This is a genomic window from Streptomyces lucensis JCM 4490 (assembly GCF_014650035.1).
Lineage (GTDB): Bacteria > Actinomycetota > Actinomycetes > Streptomycetales > Streptomycetaceae > Streptomyces > Streptomyces lucensis.
Window position 1 is genome coordinate 623,360 of sequence record NZ_BMUE01000003.1, and the last position, 18,022, is coordinate 641,381.

20 protein-coding genes, 1 pseudogene and 1 riboswitch are annotated in these 18,022 nt (G+C 72.9%); of the genes and pseudogenes, 10 read left to right on the top strand and 11 right to left on the bottom strand.

The window, feature by feature from the left end:
* Positions 1 to 48: 48 nt before the first annotated feature.
* Positions 49 to 1,077 carry an NAD-dependent epimerase/dehydratase family protein gene (locus IE177_RS10670; protein ID WP_229815985.1) on the top strand — a complete coding sequence of 343 codons (1,029 nt, stop codon included), beginning with the start codon at positions 49 to 51 and terminating at the stop codon, positions 1,075 to 1,077.
* Between the two features lie 51 nt (positions 1,078 to 1,128).
* On the opposite strand, the gene IE177_RS10675 is transcribed toward IE177_RS10670, so the two are convergent.
* The 8 genes from IE177_RS10675 to IE177_RS10710 form a co-directional block, all read right to left on the bottom strand.
* Positions 1,129 to 2,724 carry an alpha/beta hydrolase gene (locus IE177_RS10675; RefSeq protein ID WP_190014956.1) on the bottom strand — a complete coding sequence of 532 codons (1,596 nt, stop codon included), beginning with the start codon at positions 2,722 to 2,724 and terminating at the stop codon, positions 1,129 to 1,131.
* Between the two features lie 172 nt (positions 2,725 to 2,896).
* On the bottom strand, positions 2,897 to 3,658 hold the full coding sequence (locus IE177_RS10680) for an urease accessory protein UreD (protein WP_190015122.1): 762 nt from the start codon (positions 3,656 to 3,658) through the stop codon (positions 2,897 to 2,899).
* Positions 3,655 to 4,332, bottom strand: coding sequence for an urease accessory protein UreG (gene ureG, locus IE177_RS10685; RefSeq protein WP_190014957.1), 678 nt, complete (start codon positions 4,330 to 4,332; stop codon positions 3,655 to 3,657). Before ureG ends, IE177_RS10680 begins: the two co-directional genes overlap by 4 nt.
* A 53-nt stretch (positions 4,333 to 4,385) precedes the next feature.
* The gene (locus IE177_RS10690) at positions 4,386 to 5,060 is read right to left on the bottom strand and encodes an urease accessory protein UreF (RefSeq protein WP_190014958.1); all 675 of its coding nucleotides are present in this window, start codon (positions 5,058 to 5,060) and stop codon (positions 4,386 to 4,388) included.
* Positions 5,061 to 5,069: 9 nt separating this feature from the next.
* Entirely contained in the window at positions 5,070 to 6,791 is a 1,722-nt protein-coding gene (locus tag IE177_RS10695; protein WP_190014959.1) for an urease subunit alpha, read from the bottom strand.
* Entirely contained in the window at positions 6,784 to 7,095 is a 312-nt protein-coding gene (locus IE177_RS10700) for an urease subunit beta (RefSeq protein WP_190014960.1), read from the bottom strand. Before IE177_RS10700 ends, IE177_RS10695 begins: the two co-directional genes overlap by 8 nt.
* Before the next feature lie 12 nt (positions 7,096 to 7,107).
* Entirely contained in the window at positions 7,108 to 7,410 is a 303-nt protein-coding gene (locus tag IE177_RS10705; protein ID WP_190014961.1) for an urease subunit gamma, read from the bottom strand.
* A gap of 226 nt (positions 7,411 to 7,636) precedes the next feature.
* Positions 7,637 to 7,924 carry a type II toxin-antitoxin system Phd/YefM family antitoxin gene (locus IE177_RS10710; protein WP_190014962.1) on the bottom strand — a complete coding sequence of 96 codons (288 nt, stop codon included), beginning with the start codon at positions 7,922 to 7,924 and terminating at the stop codon, positions 7,637 to 7,639.
* Between the two features lie 87 nt (positions 7,925 to 8,011).
* On the opposite strand from IE177_RS10710, the gene IE177_RS10715 reads away from it, so the two are divergent.
* The 3 genes from IE177_RS10715 (at position 8,012) to IE177_RS10725 (ending at position 10,010) form a co-directional block, all read left to right on the top strand.
* A complete protein-coding gene (locus tag IE177_RS10715) occupies positions 8,012 to 8,647 on the top strand; it encodes an ATP-dependent Clp protease proteolytic subunit (protein WP_190014963.1) in 636 nt (211 codons plus the stop codon).
* A gap of 6 nt (positions 8,648 to 8,653) precedes the next feature.
* Complete coding sequence (locus IE177_RS10720) at positions 8,654 to 8,962, top strand: hypothetical protein (protein ID WP_190014964.1); 309 nt, start codon at positions 8,654 to 8,656, stop codon at positions 8,960 to 8,962.
* Between the two features lie 418 nt (positions 8,963 to 9,380).
* A riboswitch (cyclic di-AMP (ydaO/yuaA leader) is annotated at positions 9,381 to 9,533 on the top strand.
* A 3-nt stretch (positions 9,534 to 9,536) separates the two neighbouring features.
* Positions 9,537 to 10,010, top strand: coding sequence for a C40 family peptidase (locus tag IE177_RS10725; protein ID WP_190014965.1), 474 nt, complete (start codon positions 9,537 to 9,539; stop codon positions 10,008 to 10,010).
* 450 nt (positions 10,011 to 10,460) lie between these two features.
* Here the strand turns inward: IE177_RS10725 and IE177_RS10730 are convergent, their stop codons facing one another.
* Positions 10,461 to 10,913: an ATP-binding protein gene (locus tag IE177_RS10730; RefSeq protein WP_190014966.1), complete on the bottom strand. Its 453-nt coding sequence runs from the start codon at positions 10,911 to 10,913 to the stop codon at positions 10,461 to 10,463.
* A 213-nt stretch (positions 10,914 to 11,126) separates the two neighbouring features.
* Here IE177_RS10730 and IE177_RS10735 point away from each other — a divergent pair, with 213 nt between their 5' ends.
* Positions 11,127 to 11,987, top strand: a complete 861-nt coding sequence (locus tag IE177_RS10735) for a helix-turn-helix domain-containing protein (RefSeq protein ID WP_190014967.1) — start codon at positions 11,127 to 11,129, stop codon at positions 11,985 to 11,987.
* Positions 11,988 to 11,996: 9 nt separating this feature from the next.
* Entirely contained in the window at positions 11,997 to 12,221 is a 225-nt protein-coding gene (locus IE177_RS10740) for a DUF397 domain-containing protein (protein WP_190014968.1), read from the top strand.
* A gap of 154 nt (positions 12,222 to 12,375) precedes the next feature.
* On the opposite strand, the gene IE177_RS10745 is transcribed toward IE177_RS10740, so the two are convergent.
* Positions 12,376 to 13,503 carry an 8-amino-7-oxononanoate synthase gene (locus IE177_RS10745; RefSeq protein ID WP_190014969.1) on the bottom strand — a complete coding sequence of 376 codons (1,128 nt, stop codon included), beginning with the start codon at positions 13,501 to 13,503 and terminating at the stop codon, positions 12,376 to 12,378.
* Positions 13,504 to 13,650: 147 nt separating this feature from the next.
* Between IE177_RS10745 and bioB the strand changes: the two genes are divergently transcribed.
* From bioB to IE177_RS10765, 4 genes are all read left to right on the top strand, one after another.
* Complete coding sequence (gene bioB / locus IE177_RS10750) at positions 13,651 to 14,886, top strand: biotin synthase BioB (RefSeq protein ID WP_190014970.1); 1,236 nt, start codon at positions 13,651 to 13,653, stop codon at positions 14,884 to 14,886.
* Positions 14,879 to 16,168: an adenosylmethionine--8-amino-7-oxononanoate transaminase gene (locus IE177_RS10755; protein ID WP_190014971.1), complete on the top strand. Its 1,290-nt coding sequence runs from the start codon at positions 14,879 to 14,881 to the stop codon at positions 16,166 to 16,168. Before bioB ends, IE177_RS10755 begins: the two co-directional genes overlap by 8 nt.
* Before the next feature lies 1 nt (position 16,169).
* A complete protein-coding gene (bioD, locus tag IE177_RS10760) occupies positions 16,170 to 16,886 on the top strand; it encodes a dethiobiotin synthase (RefSeq protein WP_190014972.1) in 717 nt (238 codons plus the stop codon).
* 110 nt (positions 16,887 to 16,996) lie between these two features.
* A complete protein-coding gene (locus tag IE177_RS10765) occupies positions 16,997 to 17,689 on the top strand; it encodes a class I SAM-dependent methyltransferase (RefSeq protein WP_190014973.1) in 693 nt (230 codons plus the stop codon).
* Here the strand turns inward: IE177_RS10765 and IE177_RS10770 are convergent.
* A pseudogene (locus IE177_RS10770) lies at positions 17,690 to 17,896 on the bottom strand (hypothetical protein); the annotation flags it as partial. It abuts the gene before it with no gap.
* Between the last annotated feature and the right edge of the window lie 126 nt (positions 17,897 to 18,022).

The window sequence follows — 18,022 nt, forward strand, 5'->3', positions numbered from 1 at the left end:
CGGCAGAAGGCGGCGCGGCCGGCGCCCCGGTGGCCGTACGGTCGCGGCATGAAGCGTGCTGTGGTGATCGGGGCGACGGGGCAGATCGGGCGTGCGACGGTGGCGGCGCTGGCCCGGGACGGCTGGGAGGTGACGGCCGCCTCGCGGGGCGGAGGCCGGGACGCGTCCTGGCCCGGGGAGGTGCGGGCGGTACGGCTCGACCGGGAGGACGGGCGGGCGCTGGCCGGGGTGGTCGGCGAGGGATGCGACGTGCTGGTCGACGTCGTGGCCTACGACGCCGCGCACGCCCGGCAGTTGCTCGCTCTCGCCGGCCGGATCGGATCCGTCGTGGTCGTCTCCAGCGTGTCGGTGTACGAGGACGCCAGGGGCCGCGGCTTCGACACCCAGACGGAACCGGACGGCTTCCCCGGGTATCCCGTGCCCATACCGGAGACCCAGCGGACGGTGGCCGCGGGTGAGGCCACCTACAGCACCCGCAAGATCGCGCTGGAGCGTGAACTCCTCACGGCGGGCGACCGGTTGCCGGCCACCGTGCTGCGGGCGGGCGCGGTCCACGGGCCGTTCTGCCGCAGCCCGCGCGAGCTGTACTTCGTCAAGCGGAACCTGGACCGGCGGGGCCGGCGCGTGCTCGCGTACGGCGGCGGGAGCCGCTTCCACCCGGCGAGCGTGCACAACATCGCGGAACTGGTCCGGCTGGCCGCGGCCCGGCCCGGCGCCCGGGTGCTGAACGCCTGCGACGGCGAGGCGCCCACCGTCGCCGCGATCGCCGCCGCCGTAGACGCGGTGATGGGCGTGACGAACGAGACGGTCCTGGTCGAGGGCGCTCCCCCGGCGCCGGGGGTGGGCGAGACGCCGTGGTCGGTGCCGTACCCGGTCGTGGCGGACATGACGGCGGCGGAACGCGAACTGGGCTACCGCCCGGTGGTGGGGTACGCCGAGTCCCTGCCGGAGACCGTCGCGTGGATCGAGCGCCGGCTCGCGGGGGGCGACTGGCGGGAGGCGTTCCCGAAGATGGTCCGCGCCTACGGCGACCTGTTCGACTACGCGGCGGAGGACGCCTGGTGGCCGGGGACATGAGCGAGGGGCGGCCGGGAAGACCGGCCGCCCCTCATCGTGTCCCGGTCCGGGTTACGGCTTCGGCGTGGCGTGCGGTGCGCAGGTCACGTCCGAGCGGTCCAGCCGGCCGTCGAGCAGGTAGGCGTCGACGCGCTGGTTGATGCAGGGGTTGACCAGGCCGGTGACGCCGTGGGAGCCCGCGTCCTTCTCGGTGATCAGGCGGGAGCCCTTGAAGCGCTTGTGCAGCTCGACGGCGCCGCCGTACGGGGTGGCGGCGTCCCGGGTGGACTGCACGATCAGCACCTGCGGCAGGCCCTTGTGCGTCCTGACCTCGAGCGGCGTCTGCTGCTTGACCGGCCACGTGGCGCACGGGAGGTTCATCCAGGCGTTGGCCCAGGTCATGAACGGGTGGTCCTTGTGGAGCCGGGTGTTGTCCCGGTCCCACTTGCGCCAGCTGGTCGGCCACTTGGCGTCGGTGCACTCGACGGCCGTGTAGACGGCGTTGCTGTTCTCCGAGGCGATGTTGCCCGCGGTGTCCGAGAGGTCCGGGGCCGCCGCGTCGACGAGCGCCTGGGTGTCACCGGCGTAGTACTTGCTGAAGACCGTCGCGACCGGCACCCACGAGGAGTCGTAGTAAGGCGCGCTCTGGAAGAAGGAGATCAGCTCGGCCGGGCCGACGACTCCGCCGATCGGGTTCTTCTTGGCGGTGGCGCGCAGCTGGAGCCACTTGTCCTGGACGGCGGCACGGGTGGTGCCGAGGTGGAAGGCGGCGTCGTTCGCGGCGACCCAGTCCTGCCAGTCCTTCCAGCGGCCCTCGAAGGCGACGTCCTGGTCCAGGTTGGCCTGGTACCAGATCTTGTCGCGGGAGGGGCTGACCACGCTGTCGACGACCATGCGGCGCAGGTGGCCCGGGAAGAGGGTGCCGTAGACGGCGCCGAGGTAGGTGCCGTAGGAGACGCCGAGGTAGTTGAGCTTCCGCTCGCCGAGCGCGGCGCGGACGACGTCCAGGTCGCGGGCGGTGTTCGGCGTGGTCATGTGCGGCAGCATGGTGCCGCTGCGCTTGCCGCAGCCCTCGGCGTACTGGCGGGCCAGCTTGCGCTGCGCGGTCTTGTCGGCCTCGGTGTCGGGCACCGGGTCGGCCTTGGGGGCCTTGACGAACTCCTGCGGGTCGATGCAGGAGATGGGCGCCGAGTGGCCGACGCCGCGCGGGTCGAACCCGACGAAGTCGTAGGCCTTGGCGACGTTCGCCCAGACGGCGTTCTTCGTGGTGACGCGGCGCGGGAAGCGCAGGCCGGAGCCGCCGGGGCCGCCCGGGTTGTAGACGAGCGCGCCCTGCCGCTCCTTCTTGGTGCCCGTGTTGCCGATGCGGTCCACGGCGAGCTTGATCTGCTTGCCGTAGGGGCGGGCGTAGTCGAGCGGCACGCTGACCCAGCCGCACTGGATGGGCTTCTCCAGCCCCCAGTCCTCGGGGCAGTCCTGCCAGTGGACGCCGGCCTTGGCGGCGCGGGCGGCCGCGATCTCGGCGCCCTTGGCCTCCCGGTCCTGGGCGGGCCGGGCGGCGGCACCGGCGGCGGGCGCCGACACGACACCGGCGATCAGGGTGGCGGTGACGAGTGCTCCGGCCGAACCGAGCGCCAGCAGGCGGCTCTTCGGTCTGTTCTCCCTCAAGGGGGCCCTCCGCGTGACTCGCTGCGAGTGGTCAGGCGGGGATCCTCTCGGCTGTGAGCCGTCCGAGAACAGGGTTCGCCGCCCATCTTTACCAATCCGATAACCGGATGATCATGTCCCGCTGAGCGGAACGGAGGTGACGGGCCATCGGGTCGGTACGGAAAAGCCCCGGTCACGGGCCGAGCAGGGCCAGTGCCTCGTCCAGCAGCCCGCGCAGGAGGAGGGCGTCGGGCGCCACGGCACTGACGAGCACGGCCGGCCCGGCCAGCGGCATCAGCGCGGCACACTCCCCCAGCATGCGGGCGATCGGCGGCCGTTCAGCGAACTCCGGTCGGGCCACGAGCAGTTGCCCCACCGCGCGATGCCCGGCGAGCACGGCGGGGCCGTCCCAGCCGCCGGGAGCACCGGGTCCGCAGGCCAGTTCCTGGTCGAGCACGCACCGGCCGGCGACGCGCACGGTCAGCCGGCTGGTGAGCCTCCCGGGGACCTCCCCGGCCCGCCCGAGCACCTGTTCCTCGCGCAGCACGAGCCGTGCCCCGGCGCCGAGTTCGGCCCGCGTGGCGACCTGCAGTTCGCTGCCGTGGGCCGAGATCAACTGCTCGGGCAGCCAGTGCAGTTCGCCGCCGTCCGCCACGTCGAGCCGCACGTCGTAGCGGGCCTCGTGCTTGGTCTGACCCGGCAGCGCGAGCGTGGCGGCGGCCGATCCGACGTGCAGCCGGGCGCCTTCCTCCACCCGCGCGGCCAGCGTGAACCGGTCGCCGCCGAGCGGGCCGCTCATCGCGCCGACGACCATGACCTTCGCCTCGCCGCCGCTCGCCCGGGTGCGGCGCAGGGCCAGCGGGCCCTCGCCGTCCAGCACCGGCAGCGCCGTGCCGCCGCGGCCGTCGGCGCGGGCGACGATCCGTGAGCTCGCCCGTACCCCGGCGGCCGTCACGCCGTCCACGCGGCGAGCCGCTCCCGGACCCACGCGGCCACGTCGGCGACCCCGCTTCCACCGCGCAAGGACTGCAGGATCACCGGCAGTTCGGACCGTTGCGCCTTCGCGTCGGCGGCCATCCGGGCGAGGTCGGAGCCGACGTGGGGGGCCAGGTCGGTCTTGTTCACGACCAGCAGGTCGGCCATGGTGACGCCTGGGCCGCCCTTGCGGGGGATGTCGTCGCCGCCGGCCACGTCGATCACGAAGATCTGCGCGTCCACGAGGCCCTTGGAGAAGGTGGCGGTCAGATTGTCCCCGCCGGACTCGACAAGGATCAGGTCCAGCGGGCCGACCGTGTCCTCCAGGTCCTCGACGGCTTCGAGGTTTGCGGAGATGTCGTCGCGGATCGCGGTGTGCGGGCAGGCGCCGGTCTCGACGGCGGTGATCCGCTCGGGCGGCAGCACGGCCTCACGGAGCAGGAACTCGGCGTCCTCGCGGGTGTAGATGTCGTTGGTGACGACGGCCAGGGACAGCTCGGCGCGCAGTTCCCGGCACAGCGCGGCGACGGTCGCCGTCTTCCCGGACCCGACCGGCCCGCCGAGCCCGATGCGCAGGGCACGGTGTGAGCCGTCGGGCCGGTGTGCGTCGGCGCTCACGGCGGCGGGGCCGTGACGGTGGTGATCGAGGTGCATACGGCGGCTCCAGGGGTCGGCCGGGACAGGGGTCAGGGGGCGAAGTCCCCGGGTCAGGAGGCGAAGAGACGTACGGACCAGGCCGCGTGCCACTCCGCACCGCTCTCCAGCAGGGGTCCGGACGCGGCGGGCAACGCGCCGACGCCCTCGTCGGCCGCCCGCCGTGCCGCCTCCACCGCGCGGTCCACGACCCGGTCCAGCTCCGGCGCCAGCCGCGCCAGCACACCGGTCGCGTCGAACGGGTCGAGGCTCAGCAGACGCACCGTGGCCGTCGCCGGCCCGCTCACGCACTCGTACGCCGCGCAGTACGCGGCGTCCCCGGGGGCGAGGCCGGCCGCCCGGGCGGCGAGGCCGAGCACGACCGGCTGGTGCGCGCCTCTGGGAAACTCCCCTGCCAGCGCTTCCAGTTCGGGCGACGGCCAGCAGGCCCGCGCGGCACGCGTCAGTTGCCTCCCGAGCCGGCGCGCGGCGTTGCGCAGGGCCGGGGACGGCGTGCGGGCGTCGGCCGCCGCGTCCAGCGCGGCGGGCTCGACGCCCAGTACGGCCGCCGCCGCGAGCGCGCCCGCCACCAGCCCGGCGGTGTGCAGCCGCCCGCGGCAGAAGTCCTCCAGGGTCGCGGCGGAGGTGATCCGGCCCGCCTTGACGGCGGCCTCCGCCCCGCCGGAGTGGGCGTGCCCTCCGGCGGGGAAGCGGCCGTCGGCCAGGACGAGCAGTGCCGCCCGTGACATCGCGCCCCCTCAGAAGAGGAAGTAGCGTTGGGCCATGGGCAGTTCGGCCGCCGGTGTCGCCTCCACCAGCTCGCCGTCGATGTGCACGGCGAAGCTGTCGGGGTCGATCCGGACGTCCGGCCGGGCGTCGTTCTCACGCATGTCGGCCTTGGTGACCCGGCGCGTCGACTCGATCACCGCGAACCGCTTGCCGAGGCGCAGCCGCTCCGGCAGCCCGTCCTCGACCGCCGCCGGGGCGACGAAGTTGACGGAGTTGGCGGCCGGGGCGCGGCCGATCGCGCCGTACATCGGGCGGGGCAGGACCGGTTGCGGGGTCGGGATGGAGGCGTTGGCGTCGCCCATCTGCGCGTACGCGATCTGCCCGCCCTTGAGGACGAGGAGCGGTTTGACCCCGAAGAACGCCGGCTCCCACAGCACCAGATCGGCGAGCTTGCCGGTCTCGACGGAGCCGATCTCGGCGGCGAGGCCCTGGGCGAGCGCCGGGTTGATCGTGTACTTGGCGACGTAGCGCCGTACCCGGTGGTTGTCCGCGCGACCGTCGCCCGGCAGCGCCCCGCGACGGCCCTTCATCACGTGCGCCGTCTGCCAGGTGCGCAGGACGACCTCCCCGACGCGGCCCATGGCCTGGGAGTCGGAGGAGATGATCGAGATCGCGCCGAGGTCGTGCAGGACGTCCTCCGCGCCGATGGTGGAGGGCCGGATCCGGGACTCGGCGAACGCCAGGTCCTCCGGGACCGCCGCGTTGAGGTGGTGGCAGACCATCAGCATGTCGAGGTGTTCCTCGGCGGTGTTGACGGTGAACGGCCGGGTCGGGTTGGTGGAGCTGGGCAGCACGTTGGGCCGGGAGACCACGGTCATGATGTCCGGGGCGTGGCCGCCGCCGGCGCCCTCGGTGTGGTACGTGTGGATGCCCCGGCCCGCGATCGCGGCGAGGGTGTCGCCGACGAAGCCCGCCTCGTTCAGGGTGTCCGTGTGGATGGCGATCTGGACGCCGGTGCGGTCGGCGACGGTGAGCGCGGCGTCGATGACGGCGGGGGTGGAGCCCCAGTCCTCGTGCAGCTTGAGGCCGACGGCGCCGCCGCGGATCTGGGAGAGCATCGCCTCGTGGCTGACGGTGTTGCCCTTGCCGAGGAGGCCGACGTTGACCGGGTACGCCTCCATCGCCTCCAGCATGCGGGCCAGGTGCCACGGGCCGGGCGTCACGGTGGTCGCCTTGGACCCCTCGGCCGGACCGGTGCCGCCGCCGACCAGGGTGGTGATTCCGGAGGCCAGCGCCTCGTCGGCGATCCGCGGGCAGATGAAGTGGACGTGCGCGTCGATGGCGCCGGCTGTGAGGATGCGCCCGTTGCCGGCGATGATCTCGGTCTCGGGACCGATGACCAGGTCCGGATGGACGCCGTCCATGGTGTCGGGGTTGCCGGCCTTGCCGAGGGCGGTGATCCGGCCGTCCCGGACGCCGACGTCGGCCTTGACGACGCCCCAGTGGTCGACGACGACGGCCCCGGTGATCACGGTGTCGGGGGTGCCCTCGGCCCGGGTGGCCCGGGACTGGCCCATCGACTCGCGGACGACCTTGCCGCCACCGAAGACGGCCTCGTCGCCGGAGGTTCCGGGGCCGCCCGAGCGGTCCTCCTCGATCTCGATCAGCAGATCGGTGTCGGCGAGCCGGATGCGGTCGCCGGTGGTGGGGCCGAACAGGTCGGCGTAGGCGGCGCGGGAGAGTTCAGGCATCGAGGGCGCCTCCCGTCTCCCCGCGCAGGCCCGGCACGATGCGGGCGCCGGCCAGGGGCACGAGTTCCACCGCGGCGGGAATGCCCGGTTCGAAGCGCACGGCGGTACCGGCGGCGACGTTCAGCCGCTTGCCGCGGGCGGCGGCGCGGTCGAACTCCAGGCCGGGATTGGCCTCGGCGAAATGGTAGTGGGAGCCGACCTGCACGGGCCGGTCGGCGGCGTTGAGCACGGTCAGGCGGGTGACCGCGCGGCCCTCGTTGCACAGAACGGGCTCGTCCGCGAACAGGATCTCTCCGGGAATCACGACGCGCCCCCCTCAGATGATCGGCTCGTGGACGGTGACGAGCTTGGTGCCGTCCGGGAAGGTGGCCTCCACCTGGACGTCGTGGATCATCTCCGGGACCCCGTCCATGACGTCGTCCCTCGTGAGGAGCTTGCGGCCGGAGGACATCAGCTCGGCGACGGTGCGACCGTCACGCGCGCCCTCCAGGATGTGCGACGTGATGTAGGCGATCGCCTCCGGGTGGTTGAGCCTCAGCCCGCGCGCCCTTCGCTTCTCGGCCACGTCGGCCGCCACGTGGATCAGCAGCCTCTCTTGCTCGTGCGGGGTCAGTTGCACGTCCCACCTCACAGTCCCTCGCTCCGGACCGTGCGGGGTCCGGTCGCCGCAGCCACCACGACGGGATAGGTGTAACACACAGACAATTGACCCGATCGCGAGCAACACGGGCAGAAAAACCCCTGGTGGCGTGGATCGGCAGGCTAGTTCCCCGGAGTTTCAACGACGTTAACCGGGCCTTGATCCGCCCATGACCGCGCGATGGGCTCCCGCCTACCGGCTCCGCTCACGGCGCGCCGGGCCGGCGGTGTTCCGCCGCTATGCCGAAGCGGTGCCGTTCACGGGCGGCGGAACCGCCCTCGTGGATCCGCGACACCGTGCTGACGATCTGCTCCTCGGCCGGCTCGTCGAGGGCGTCCAGCGCGTCGAGGCGTTCCATGTCGGCGGCCGAGACCAGCGCGACCAGCGGCTTGCCGTGACGCGTCACGACGACGCGTTCACCGCCGTACACCACCCGGTTGATCAGGTCGGCGAGTTCAGCCCTGGCTTGCGTCACCGGAATCTCGTAGGCCATACCCCCATCATAACGTCACGTACGTCCTGTACATTTTTTACAGATGCCGGGCCCACGAGGGGCCCCGGCGTGAGGAGGGGTATGCCCGTGTCCCGACCGTCCGCCCGTCACGTCCTGCCCGAGTTCACCGACCGCACCGGAACGGGGGCGCGCACGCTCGATCCCTACGGCAGGCTCTTCGAGGAGCGGGTGGTCTTCCTCGGGACGCCGGTCGACGCCGCAGCGGCGAGCGACGTGACGGCGCAGTTCATGTACCTGGAACACGCCGCCCCGGAGCGGGACATCACGCTGTACGTCAACTCCCCGGGGGGTTCGTTCGACGCGATGACGGCGATCTACGACACGATGCGGTACGTCGGGTGCGACGTGGCGACCTACTGCCTGGGGCAGGCCGCCTCCGTCGCCGCAGTCCTGCTCGCGGCCGGCACACCGGGCAAGCGGTTCACGCTGCCGGGGGCACGCGTGGTGATCACCCAGCCGGCCCTGCCCGAGCCGGTGCACGGTCAGCCGGACGACCTCGTGATCCAGGCCCGTGAACTGACCCGGACCCGGGACCTGGTGGAACGGATGCTCGTACGGCACACGGGGCGCACGGCGGAGCAGGTGCGCGGGGACCTGGAACGGGACCTGGTCCTGGACGCCCCGGGAGCGCTGGCCCACGGCCTGGTCGACGCCGTCGTGCCCAGCCGCCGGAGCATGCCCGGCGCACCGGAATCGGGGTGAGCGCGGATGCTGCCGCCGGAGCTGCCGCCGCTGCCCGCCCTGACGCGCGCCGAGGGCGAACTGATCGACCGGTACCTGGAGGCGATCGACCTGCTGGGCCGGATCAACCCGGCACGGGACGGCGACACCTACCGCGCCCTGCGGGCGGCGCAGGCCCTGGTGCACAAGGCGGCGCGGTTGTGCGACGCGCTCACGGTGATGCACCAGCGGGGCGAGACGGAGCTGCACGGGGACACGCTGGCACGGGCTCTGCGGGTGCTGGACGGTGAGCGCCGCGCCGCGCGCGTCACGCTCCCGCCCGACTGCGGCGGCTGACGCGGACACACGTTCCGGAGCGACGGGTCCTCTGCGTCCACACGTGTTCCGGGCCCGACTTGAAACGGCCCGAACGACTTACCACCGACCGGTGTATATCCAGATCGTTTTCCGGGGCTCCCGAGTTGCGCGACCGGGGGCTCCGGGACCGCCGCAGGGGTGCTCCGCCCCAGCTCGGGGGCTACGTCGGGGAACTGACGGTGCCTCGAACGCAACGCTGTCCACCCGAACGGGTGAGTGGTGAGTAACGCCACAAATCCCCGGTTCCGTTGGGATTTTCAGACAGCTGTGGGTGAAGATCCCTTGCTGACGACAAGCCCCCGCCACAGCGGCGGGGCGGTCCGGGCGGACGCCGAGTCCTGCCGCCGCCCGGATGACCGGTCGACAGGAGTGGATCGGCAGGAGTGGAGGACCCGAGCATGACGGGTCGCCGGAACGGATGTCCGTCTGCACCCTGCAGACGGCCCGATGTTCCGGAAACCCTTGGGGTGAAGCCGCGGCAACGCGGCCGGGCAACTTCGCCAGCCCGAATCCGACAGGTCATCCTTCACAGGCGGCTGACGAAGGGTTGCGCATGACTGCGCTCAATCGTGTCCCGTCGCTGATGGCCCGGGCCGGCACGGCCTCGGCACTCACTCTCGCCGCCGTGGGCGGCTCGATCGCGGTGCCCGGCCTCGCCACCGAGGCCTCGGCGGCGACCGTGGCGGCGAAAGCCCTCAAGGTCGCGGCCTCCAAGAAGGGCGCGCCCTACGCCTGGGGGGCCACCGGGCCGCGCAGGTTCGACTGCTCGGGACTCACGCTGTACTCGTTCAAGAAGGCGGGCAAGAAGCTGCCGCGTACCGCCGCCCAGCAGTACAACAAGACGCACCACATCTCCGCCAGGAACCGCAAGGCCGGCGACCTGGTCTTCTTCCACTACGGTTCCAGCGTCTACCACGTCGGCATCTACGCGGGCCACAACAAGATCTGGCACGCCCCCAAGACCGGTGACGTGGTGAAGCTGCAGAAGCTCTGGACCAAGAGCGTCTGGTACGGCCGGGTCAGCTGACCCTTCGTCAAGGCGGGAGCGGCTCCGGCAGCGGGCCGCTCCCGGCACCGCCGGCGTCACCGGCGGGACGCCCCGGCGCGGGCGCCTTCCCGGCCTCGCCGCGGGGCGCTTCCGGCGGGGCGGGCGTCCGAGGGCCCTCGGAGACCCGCGGAATCCTGTGGGGCACGCCGGCGCGTGCCGGCCACCCGTCCGCGGGCCGTCCGCCGACCCGCCGCCGCTCGGCACGTCTCCTCCTGCTTCCGCCCCCTCACAGGGCGCCTGCGGCCGCCCGGCCCGTCCGCGGCGGTCCACCCACGCCCGCCGCTCCCGGACCCGCCACCGTCCGGCCTCTCGCCCCGGCCCGCCACCGTCCGGTCTCTCACCCCGGGCGGACAGCCCCCTCGGCCCGGAGGGCGGCGGCCGGCCCGGAATCCTGCGGCCGGCCCGCAGTCCTGTGGCCAGCCAGGAGTCCTACGGCCGGCCCGGCGGCGTGGCGGGATCGGTCGTGAGGGTCCAGGGGAGTTCGATGAAGACCGTCTTGCCGCCCTCGCGGGTGGGGCGGACGCGGAGTCTGCCGCCGCACTCGGCGGTGAGACAGCGGATGATCACCATGCCGCGGCCGTTGTCCTGCTGGACCGCGGCGGGCAGTCTCTTGGGGAAGCGGGGGTGGCCGTCCGTGACGCCGATGCGCAGGTGTTCGTCACGGTCCAGCGCGATGTCGACCGTGAAGGTGGGTGACTGGCCGAACGTGTGCTGCACGGCGTTGGTGGCGAGTTCGGAGACGATGAGCCGTACGGTGTCGGCCGCTTCGGTGTCCGACGACAGACCCCACTCCGCGAGGGTTCCCACGACGTAGGTGCGGGCGGCGGAGACCGAGGCGGGATCGCTCGGCAGAGTGACGGATGCTTCCAGATGGTCTGCCATGGCGACGTCGTCCCTTTCCCACGGGACCGCAGTCCACACGGAGCTGATGGTTCGAGTACGGTCCCGGTCTGGTGCTTCCTCGTCAGCCTGCCATCACCGGGCCGGTCACGGGGAGCGATCCACCTGGTTATGCATATATCTGTCGCTCGAAGCGGTGAACTCTGCGACGCGAGACCGTATTGGGGCGGCCCGTCAGGAGTAAAGGAGGGGCCCATGCAGAACGGTCCGGCGGTGCGCCGCCGCAAACTGGGCGCCGAACTGCGCACGCTGCGTACCGGCGCCGGACTCACGAGCGGCGAGGCGGCCCAACTGGTCGGCTGGCACCAGTCGAAAGTCAGCCGCATCGAGACCGGCGCCAGCGGCGTGAAAGCGGACGACCTGCGCTTACTGCTGGACGCCTACGCGGTGCGGGACGGCCAGCTGCGCGAGCTGCTGATGATGCTGGCGGGGGCCGAGGACGCCGGTGGCCGCGACCGCTGGTGGCATGCCTACCGCGGGGTGCTTCCGCCCACGTACCGGGATTTCATCAGCCTGGAGTCGCAGGCGAGCGCGATGCGCACCCTGGAGACCACGGTCGTGCCCGGCCTGCTGCAAACGGCCGAATACGCCCGCGCGGTGACCCGGGCGGCCGTGAAGGACGTGGACGAGGAACGCCTGGACAGGCTGGTGGAGGTGCGCCTCGCCCGGCAGGACGTGCTGCGTTCGGACCCACCGCTCGAACTGAACGCGGTACTCGACGAGGCGGTGCTGCGGCGCGAGGTCGGCGGTCCCGAGGTGATGGCCCGGCAACTGGAGCGGCTGACCGAGGCGGCCAGGCTGCCCCAGGTACGGCTCCAGGTTCTGCCGTTCACGGCGGGAGCACATATCGGCCTCACCGGGCCTTTCGTTATTTTCTCATTTCCGAGCACTTCTGATCTGGACGTAGTTGTCCTTGACCAGTTGGCGAGTAGCCTCTACCTGGAACGGAAAGAAGACCTGGTGGCCTACTCAGAGGCCTTCGACACCCTTCAGTTCCACGCCCTTTCACCCGAGGAATCGTTGGACTACATCGCCGGAATAGGTGACGGCGCGTAGGGAGGCACCATGACCGCACTGCCTCGGAACGTACCTGCCAGTACCGACCTCAATGACGTGCGCTGGCTGCGCAGCAGCCACAGCACCGGAGCCAACAACTGCGTGGAGACGGCGAGGCCGCACGTCGGCCCGCGGGCCGGGCTGCTCGCCGTGCGCGACTCCAAGAACCCGGCCGGACCCGCGCTGCTCTTCTCCCCGGAGAGCTGGTCGGGATTCGTCACCGCGCTGCGGTGACCGCGTCCGGTCCGCTGCCGACCGGCCGACGCTGATCAGAGCCGATCAGTCTCGCCCGCTCCCGTCCCACCTCGTCCGCTCTCGTCAATTTCTCGTCGGTTTCTCGTCAGTTTTTTCGCCAATCTCGTGCGACACACGGCCGTGTCACGCCGACTCATGGTCGCGTCTCGCCGATCACACGTACAGCGCGTTCGATCTCGGTCCCGGAGAGGTCCGCACGGGCGGTCAGCCTCAGCCGCGAGATGCCGTCGGGCACGGAAGGAGGACGGAAGCAGCCCACGGCCAGCCCTGCCGTTCGGCAGTCGGCCGCCCAGCGCACGGCCTGCTCCGGGGACGGAGCCCGCACCGAGACCACCGCGGCGTCCGGACGTACCGCCTCCAGGCCCGCGGTGGTCAGCCGTGCGTGCAGCTCCGCGGCCACCTCGCGGGCCCGTGCCGCGCGCCGCGGCTCGCGCACGAGCAGCCGCAGCGCGGCCAGGGCGGCACCGGCCGCCGCGGGAGCGAGACCGGTGTCGAAGATGAACGTCCGGGCCGCGTTGACCAGATGGTCGATCACCCGGGCGGGACCGAGCACCACACCGCCCTGACTGCCCAGCGACTTGGACAGGGTGGCCGTCGCCACCACGTCGCCGGCCCCCGCGAGCCCGGCCGCGTACGGCGCGCCCCGGCCGCCGTCGCCCAGCACGCCGAGGCCGTGGGCGTCGTCCACCACCAGCCCGGCGCCGTGCTCGCGGCACGCCTCGGCCAGCGCGGCCAGCGGCGCCTGGTCCCCGTCGACGGAGAAGACCGTGTCGGAGACGACGATCGCCGTCCCCTCGTGCGTGGCCAGGGCCTTGCGCACGGACTCGGGATCGGCGTGCCCCACGACCTGGGTGCCGCCCCGGGCGAGCCGGCAGCCGTCGATGAGCGAGGCGTGGTTGCCCGCGTCGGAGACGATCAGGGAGCCGTGCGGGCCGAGCGCGGTGACCGCGGCCAGGTTGGCGGCGTAGCCGGAGGAGAAGACCAGGGCCGCCTCGAAGCCGCAGAAGGCGGCCAGCTCGCGCTCCAGCTCGGTGTGCAGCTCGGTGGTGCCGGTGACCAGCCGGGAGCCGGTGGAACCGCCGCCCCAGGTCCGGGCGGCCCGGGCCGCGCCCTCGGTGACCTCGGGGTGGTGCGCCAGGCCCAGGTAGTCGTTGCTCGCCAGGTCCAGCAGCGGCGAGTCGGCGGGGCGCGGGCGCAGGGTCCGTACGAGACCGGCACGGCGGCGCGCCCCGGCCTGTTCGTCGATCCAGCCGAACGCCATGGGTCCTCCGGTGCTTTTGTAGGTAGCGCACAGACCCTAGCGGTACCCCGGACGGCCCAGGGTGTGGCGATACCCACACGGTGAACCGTCTCCGTTGTGCAAACTCTCCTTGGCCGGGAGCGGTCCCGTAGGACAGGATCGGACCTCATGGACCTGCTGAACACGCTGGTGGACAAGGGGCTTCGGCGCGAGCTGCCGACCCGCGAGGAAGCACTCGCCGTTCTGGCCACCTCCGACGACGACCTGCTCGATGTGGTGGCCGCGGCCGGGAAGGTGCGCCGACACTGGTTCGGGCGACGGGTGAAACTCAACTATCTGGTGAACCTCAAGTCGGGCCTGTGCCCGGAGGACTGCTCCTACTGCTCCCAGCGGCTCGGCTCCAAGGCCGACATCCTCAAGTACACCTGGCTCAAGCCGGACGAGGCCTCCCAGGCGGCCGCCGCCGGCCTGGCGGGAGGCGCCAAGCGCGTCTGCCTGGTGGCCAGCGGGCGCGGCCCGACGGACCGGGACGTGGACCGGGTCTCGGAGACCATCAGGACCATCAAGGAGCAGAACGAGGACGTCGAGGTGTGCGCCTGCCTCGGCCTGCTCTCCGGCGGCCAGGCCGAGAAGCTGCGCGAGGCGGGCGCGGACGCGTACAACCACAACCTCAACACGTCCGAGGGGACGTACGGGGACATCACGACCACGCACACGTACGCCGACCGGGTGGACACGGTGCAGAAGGCGCACGCGGCCGGCCTGTCCGCCTGCTCCGGCCTGATCGCGGGCATGGGCGAGAGCGACGAGGACCTGGTCGACGTCGTCTTCTCGCTGCGTGAGCTGGACCCGGACTCGGTGCCGGTCAACTTCCTCATCCCGTTCGAGGGCACTCCGCTCGCCAAGGAGTGGAACCTCACCCCGCAGCGCTGCCTGCGCATCCTGGCGATGGTCCGGTTCGTCTGCCCGGACGTGGAGGTCCGCATCGCCGGCGGCCGCGAGGTCCACCTGCGCACGATGCAGCCGCTCGCGCTGAACCTGGCCAACTCCATCTTCCTCGGCGACTACCTGACCAGCGAGGGCCAGGCCGGCAAGGCCGACCTGGACATGATCGCGGACGCCGGGTTCGAGGTGGAGGGCGCCGACCAGGTGACGCTGCCGGAGCACCGGGCCGCGGCCGCCGGGGGCGGCTGCGGCTCGCACGAGAGCGCCGGCTGCGGATCCGTCTGCGGCTCGCACGAAGGCGCGAACGGGTGCGGCTCGCACGCCGATGCGGACGGGTGCGGCTCGCACGCGGGCGCGGACGGGTGCGGCACGGCCTCCGCCGCCGCCAACGAGCCGCGTCCCGACCTCGTCGCGGTCCGCCGCCGGGGCGCCGGAACGGACCTCGCGCCCAATGCCTGACCTGCCCCGGCTGGGCGTGCCCGAACTGCTGGAGCTGGACCGGCGGCACGTCTGGCACCCCTACGGCCCGATGCCCGGCCGCGCCGAACCGCTCGTCGTGGAGTCGGCGAGCGGTGTCCGGCTGCGGCTCGCGGACGGTTCCGGCGAGCTGGTCGACGGGATGTCGTCCTGGTGGTCGGCGATCCACGGCTACAACCACCCGCTGCTCAACCAGGCCGCGCGGGAACAGCTCGGCCGGATGAGCCACGTGATGTTCGGCGGGCTCACGCACGAGCCCGCCGTGCGGCTGGCGAAGCGTCTTGTCGACATGTCGCCCGATGGCCTGGAGCACGTGTTCCTGGCCGACTCGGGCTCGGTGTCGGTCGAGGTCGCGGTCAAGATGTGCCTGCAGTACTGGCGCTCGCTCGGCCGGGCCGGCAAACAGCGGCTGCTGACCTGGCGGGGCGGCTACCACGGTGACACCTGGACTCCCATGTCGGTGTGCGATCCCGAGGGCGGGATGCACCAGCTGTGGAGCGGGGTGCTGCCCCGCCAGGTCTTCGCGGACGCGCCGCCGGCGGAGTACGAGGAGTCGTACGCCGCGCAGCTGCGCGCGCTGATCGCGGAGCACGCGGACGAGCTGGCCGCCGTGATCGTGGAGCCGGTGGTGCAGGGAGCGGGCGGCATGCGCTTCCACTCCCCCGCCTACCTGCGGGTGCTGCGCGAGGCGTGCGACGCGCACGACGTGCTGCTGGTGTTCGACGAGATCGCCACCGGTTTCGGCCGTACCGGCGCGCTGTTCGCGGCGGACCACGCGGGTGTCACCCCGGACGTGATGTGCGTGGGCAAGGCGCTGACCGGCGGCTACCTGACGCTGGCGGCCACCCTGTGCACCGCGCGGGTCGCCGACGGCATCTCCCGCGGCGAGGTGCCCGTCCTGGCGCACGGACCGACGTTCATGGGCAACCCGCTCGCCGCGGCGGTGGCCTGCGCCTCCCTCGATCTGCTCCTCGGCCAGGACTGGCTGTCGGAGGTCAAGCGGATCGAGACGGCCCTGCGCGAGGGACTCGCGCCGGCCGCGGAACTGCCCGGGGTCCTGGACGTGCGTGTGCTGGGCGCCATCGGGGTCGTCCAGCTCGACCACGACGTCGACATGGCCGCCGCCACCCGGGCGGCCGTGCGGGAGGGCGTGTGGCTGCGCCCGTTCCGCGACCTGATCTACACGATGCCGCCGTACGTCACCTCGGACGAGGACGTGGCACGGATCGCGCGCGCGGTGTGCGCCGCGGCGCGGGAGGGATGACATGCCGGTACTGGTGATCACAGGGACGGGCACGGAGATCGGCAAGACCGTCACCACCGCCGCCGTCGCCGCCGCCGCGCTCGCGGCCGGGCGATCGGTGGCGGTGCTGAAGGCCGCGCAGACGGGCGTGGGGCCGGACGAGCGCGGGGACGCGGAGGAGGTCGCGCGGCTCGCGGGCCCGGTCACGGCGACCGAACTGGCCCGCTACCCCGAGCCCTTGGCGCCGGGCACGGCGGCCCGGCGGGCCGGGATGACGCCCGTGCACCCGCACGACGTCGCCGAACGGGCCGCCAAGCTGGCCACCGAGCACGATCTGGTGCTGATCGAGGGGGCGGGCGGGCTGCTCGTCCGGTTCGACGCGGCGGGCGGCACGCTGGCCGACGTGGCCCGGCTGCTGAGCGCGCCGGTGCTGGTCGTCACCCCCGCCGGGCTGGGCACCCTGAACGCCACCGAGCTGACCGCGCGCGAACTGCGACGGCGGGAGATCGAGTTGGCAGGTGTGGTGATCGGCAGCTGGCCCACGGAACCGGACCTCGCCGCCCGCTGCAACGTCGCCGACCTGCCCGAGGTCGCCGGCGCCCCGCTGCTCGGCGCGCTGCCCGCCGGGGCCGCGGCACTGCCGCCCGCCGGCTTCCGCACGGCGGCGCCGGGCTGGCTGGCGCCGCGGCTGGACGGGACCTGGGAAGCGGAGGCGTTCCGCATCCGGCAGGCGCCCTGACGCCCTTCCGGCCCCGGACGCGGGTGGTTGCCCCGTTCGGCGGGGGTGCGGGACAGCCGTACGGGGGACACTCACCGTAGGCGGGCCCGAGCGGCCCCGGGGAGGTTGTCATGCGGTTGTCGTCGACCGGTAGCGGCACGATGGCGCGGAGTCCCGTCCGCCATCCGCTGTTCGCCCGTTGCTACGCCCGGCTCAGTGTGGGCGCCGAGACCCGGCTCGGCATGGCCGGCGTGCGCGAGCGGCTGCTCGCCGGGCTGTCCGGGCGGGTGATCGAGATCGGCGCGGGCAACGGGCTGAACTTCGCGCACTATCCGGGCACCGTGGCGGAGGTCGTCGCCATCGAGCCGGAGCCGCTGCTGCGGAAGCTGGCGTCGCGGGCGGCGCTGCGCGCGCAGGTACCGGTGGACGTGGTGCCGGGGGCGGCCGAGGCGCTGCCCGTCAAGAGCGAGGCCTTCGACGCGGCCGTGCTGTCGCTGGTGCTGTGCAGCGTGCGGGACGTGACGCGGGCACTGGGCGAGGTGCGTCGGGTGCTCCGGCCGGGCGGCGAGGTGCGGTTCTTCGAGCACGGGCGGGACGGCGGCCGGGTGATGACGCTGACCCAGCAGACCCTGGACCGCACCGTGTGGCCGCTGCTGAGCGGCGGCTGCCACCTGTCCCGCGAGCCGGTGGCCGCGCTGCGCGAGGCCGGGTTCCGGCTAGGACCGCTCAGGCGGGTGATGCTGCCGCAGGAGGGTCCGGCGCTGCCGGCCTCGTACTGCGCGCTCGGCGTCGCCTGGCGCCCGGACGAGCCGGACACCCGCTGATCACGGGCCCGGCCGCGCCCGGGCCCCGGCCGCGGTCCCTGGTTCCAGCCGCAGTTCCCGCGCGATGTCGTCGACGCTCGCCGCGCCGTCCTTGACCAGCCGGGCGAGGTCCCGGACCTGTTCGCGCGTGGTGGCGGCCTTCTCGCCGCTCGCGACCAGGTAGGCGTAGGCCACCGCGGAGGGCGAACTGCGCCGGAGCGCCGGCAGCGGCAAGGGACCGGGCGGGAGTCGCCGGCATCGGGTGCGTGTCCCCGGCTCAAGGAGGGATTCCGGCCGTGGGAGGCGTCACACTAGGCTCGGCTGGGGGCCATGGAGTCGGGACGTCGAGGCGAC

Coding starts and splice junctions, on each gene's coding strand:
- IE177_RS10670 (WP_229815985.1), top strand. CDS start 49: ATGAAGCGTGCTGTGGTGATCGGGGCGACGGGGCAGATCGGGCGTGCG.
- ureG (WP_190014957.1), bottom strand. CDS start 4,332: ATGCACCTCGATCACCACCGTCACGGCCCCGCCGCCGTGAGCGCCGAC.
- IE177_RS10690 (WP_190014958.1), bottom strand. CDS start 5,060: ATGTCACGGGCGGCACTGCTCGTCCTGGCCGACGGCCGCTTCCCCGCC.
- IE177_RS10695 (WP_190014959.1), bottom strand. CDS start 6,791: ATGCCTGAACTCTCCCGCGCCGCCTACGCCGACCTGTTCGGCCCCACC.
- IE177_RS10710 (WP_190014962.1), bottom strand. CDS start 7,924: ATGGCCTACGAGATTCCGGTGACGCAAGCCAGGGCTGAACTCGCCGAC.
- IE177_RS10720 (WP_190014964.1), top strand. CDS start 8,654: ATGCTGCCGCCGGAGCTGCCGCCGCTGCCCGCCCTGACGCGCGCCGAG.
- IE177_RS10725 (WP_190014965.1), top strand. CDS start 9,537: ATGACTGCGCTCAATCGTGTCCCGTCGCTGATGGCCCGGGCCGGCACG.
- IE177_RS10730 (WP_190014966.1), bottom strand. CDS start 10,913: ATGGCAGACCATCTGGAAGCATCCGTCACTCTGCCGAGCGATCCCGCC.
- IE177_RS10735 (WP_190014967.1), top strand. CDS start 11,127: ATGCAGAACGGTCCGGCGGTGCGCCGCCGCAAACTGGGCGCCGAACTG.
- IE177_RS10740 (WP_190014968.1), top strand. CDS start 11,997: ATGACCGCACTGCCTCGGAACGTACCTGCCAGTACCGACCTCAATGAC.
- IE177_RS10745 (WP_190014969.1), bottom strand. CDS start 13,503: ATGGCGTTCGGCTGGATCGACGAACAGGCCGGGGCGCGCCGCCGTGCC.
- bioB (WP_190014970.1), top strand. CDS start 13,651: ATGGACCTGCTGAACACGCTGGTGGACAAGGGGCTTCGGCGCGAGCTG.
- IE177_RS10755 (WP_190014971.1), top strand. CDS start 14,879: ATGCCTGACCTGCCCCGGCTGGGCGTGCCCGAACTGCTGGAGCTGGAC.
- bioD (WP_190014972.1), top strand. CDS start 16,170: ATGCCGGTACTGGTGATCACAGGGACGGGCACGGAGATCGGCAAGACC.
- IE177_RS10765 (WP_190014973.1), top strand. CDS start 16,997: ATGCGGTTGTCGTCGACCGGTAGCGGCACGATGGCGCGGAGTCCCGTC.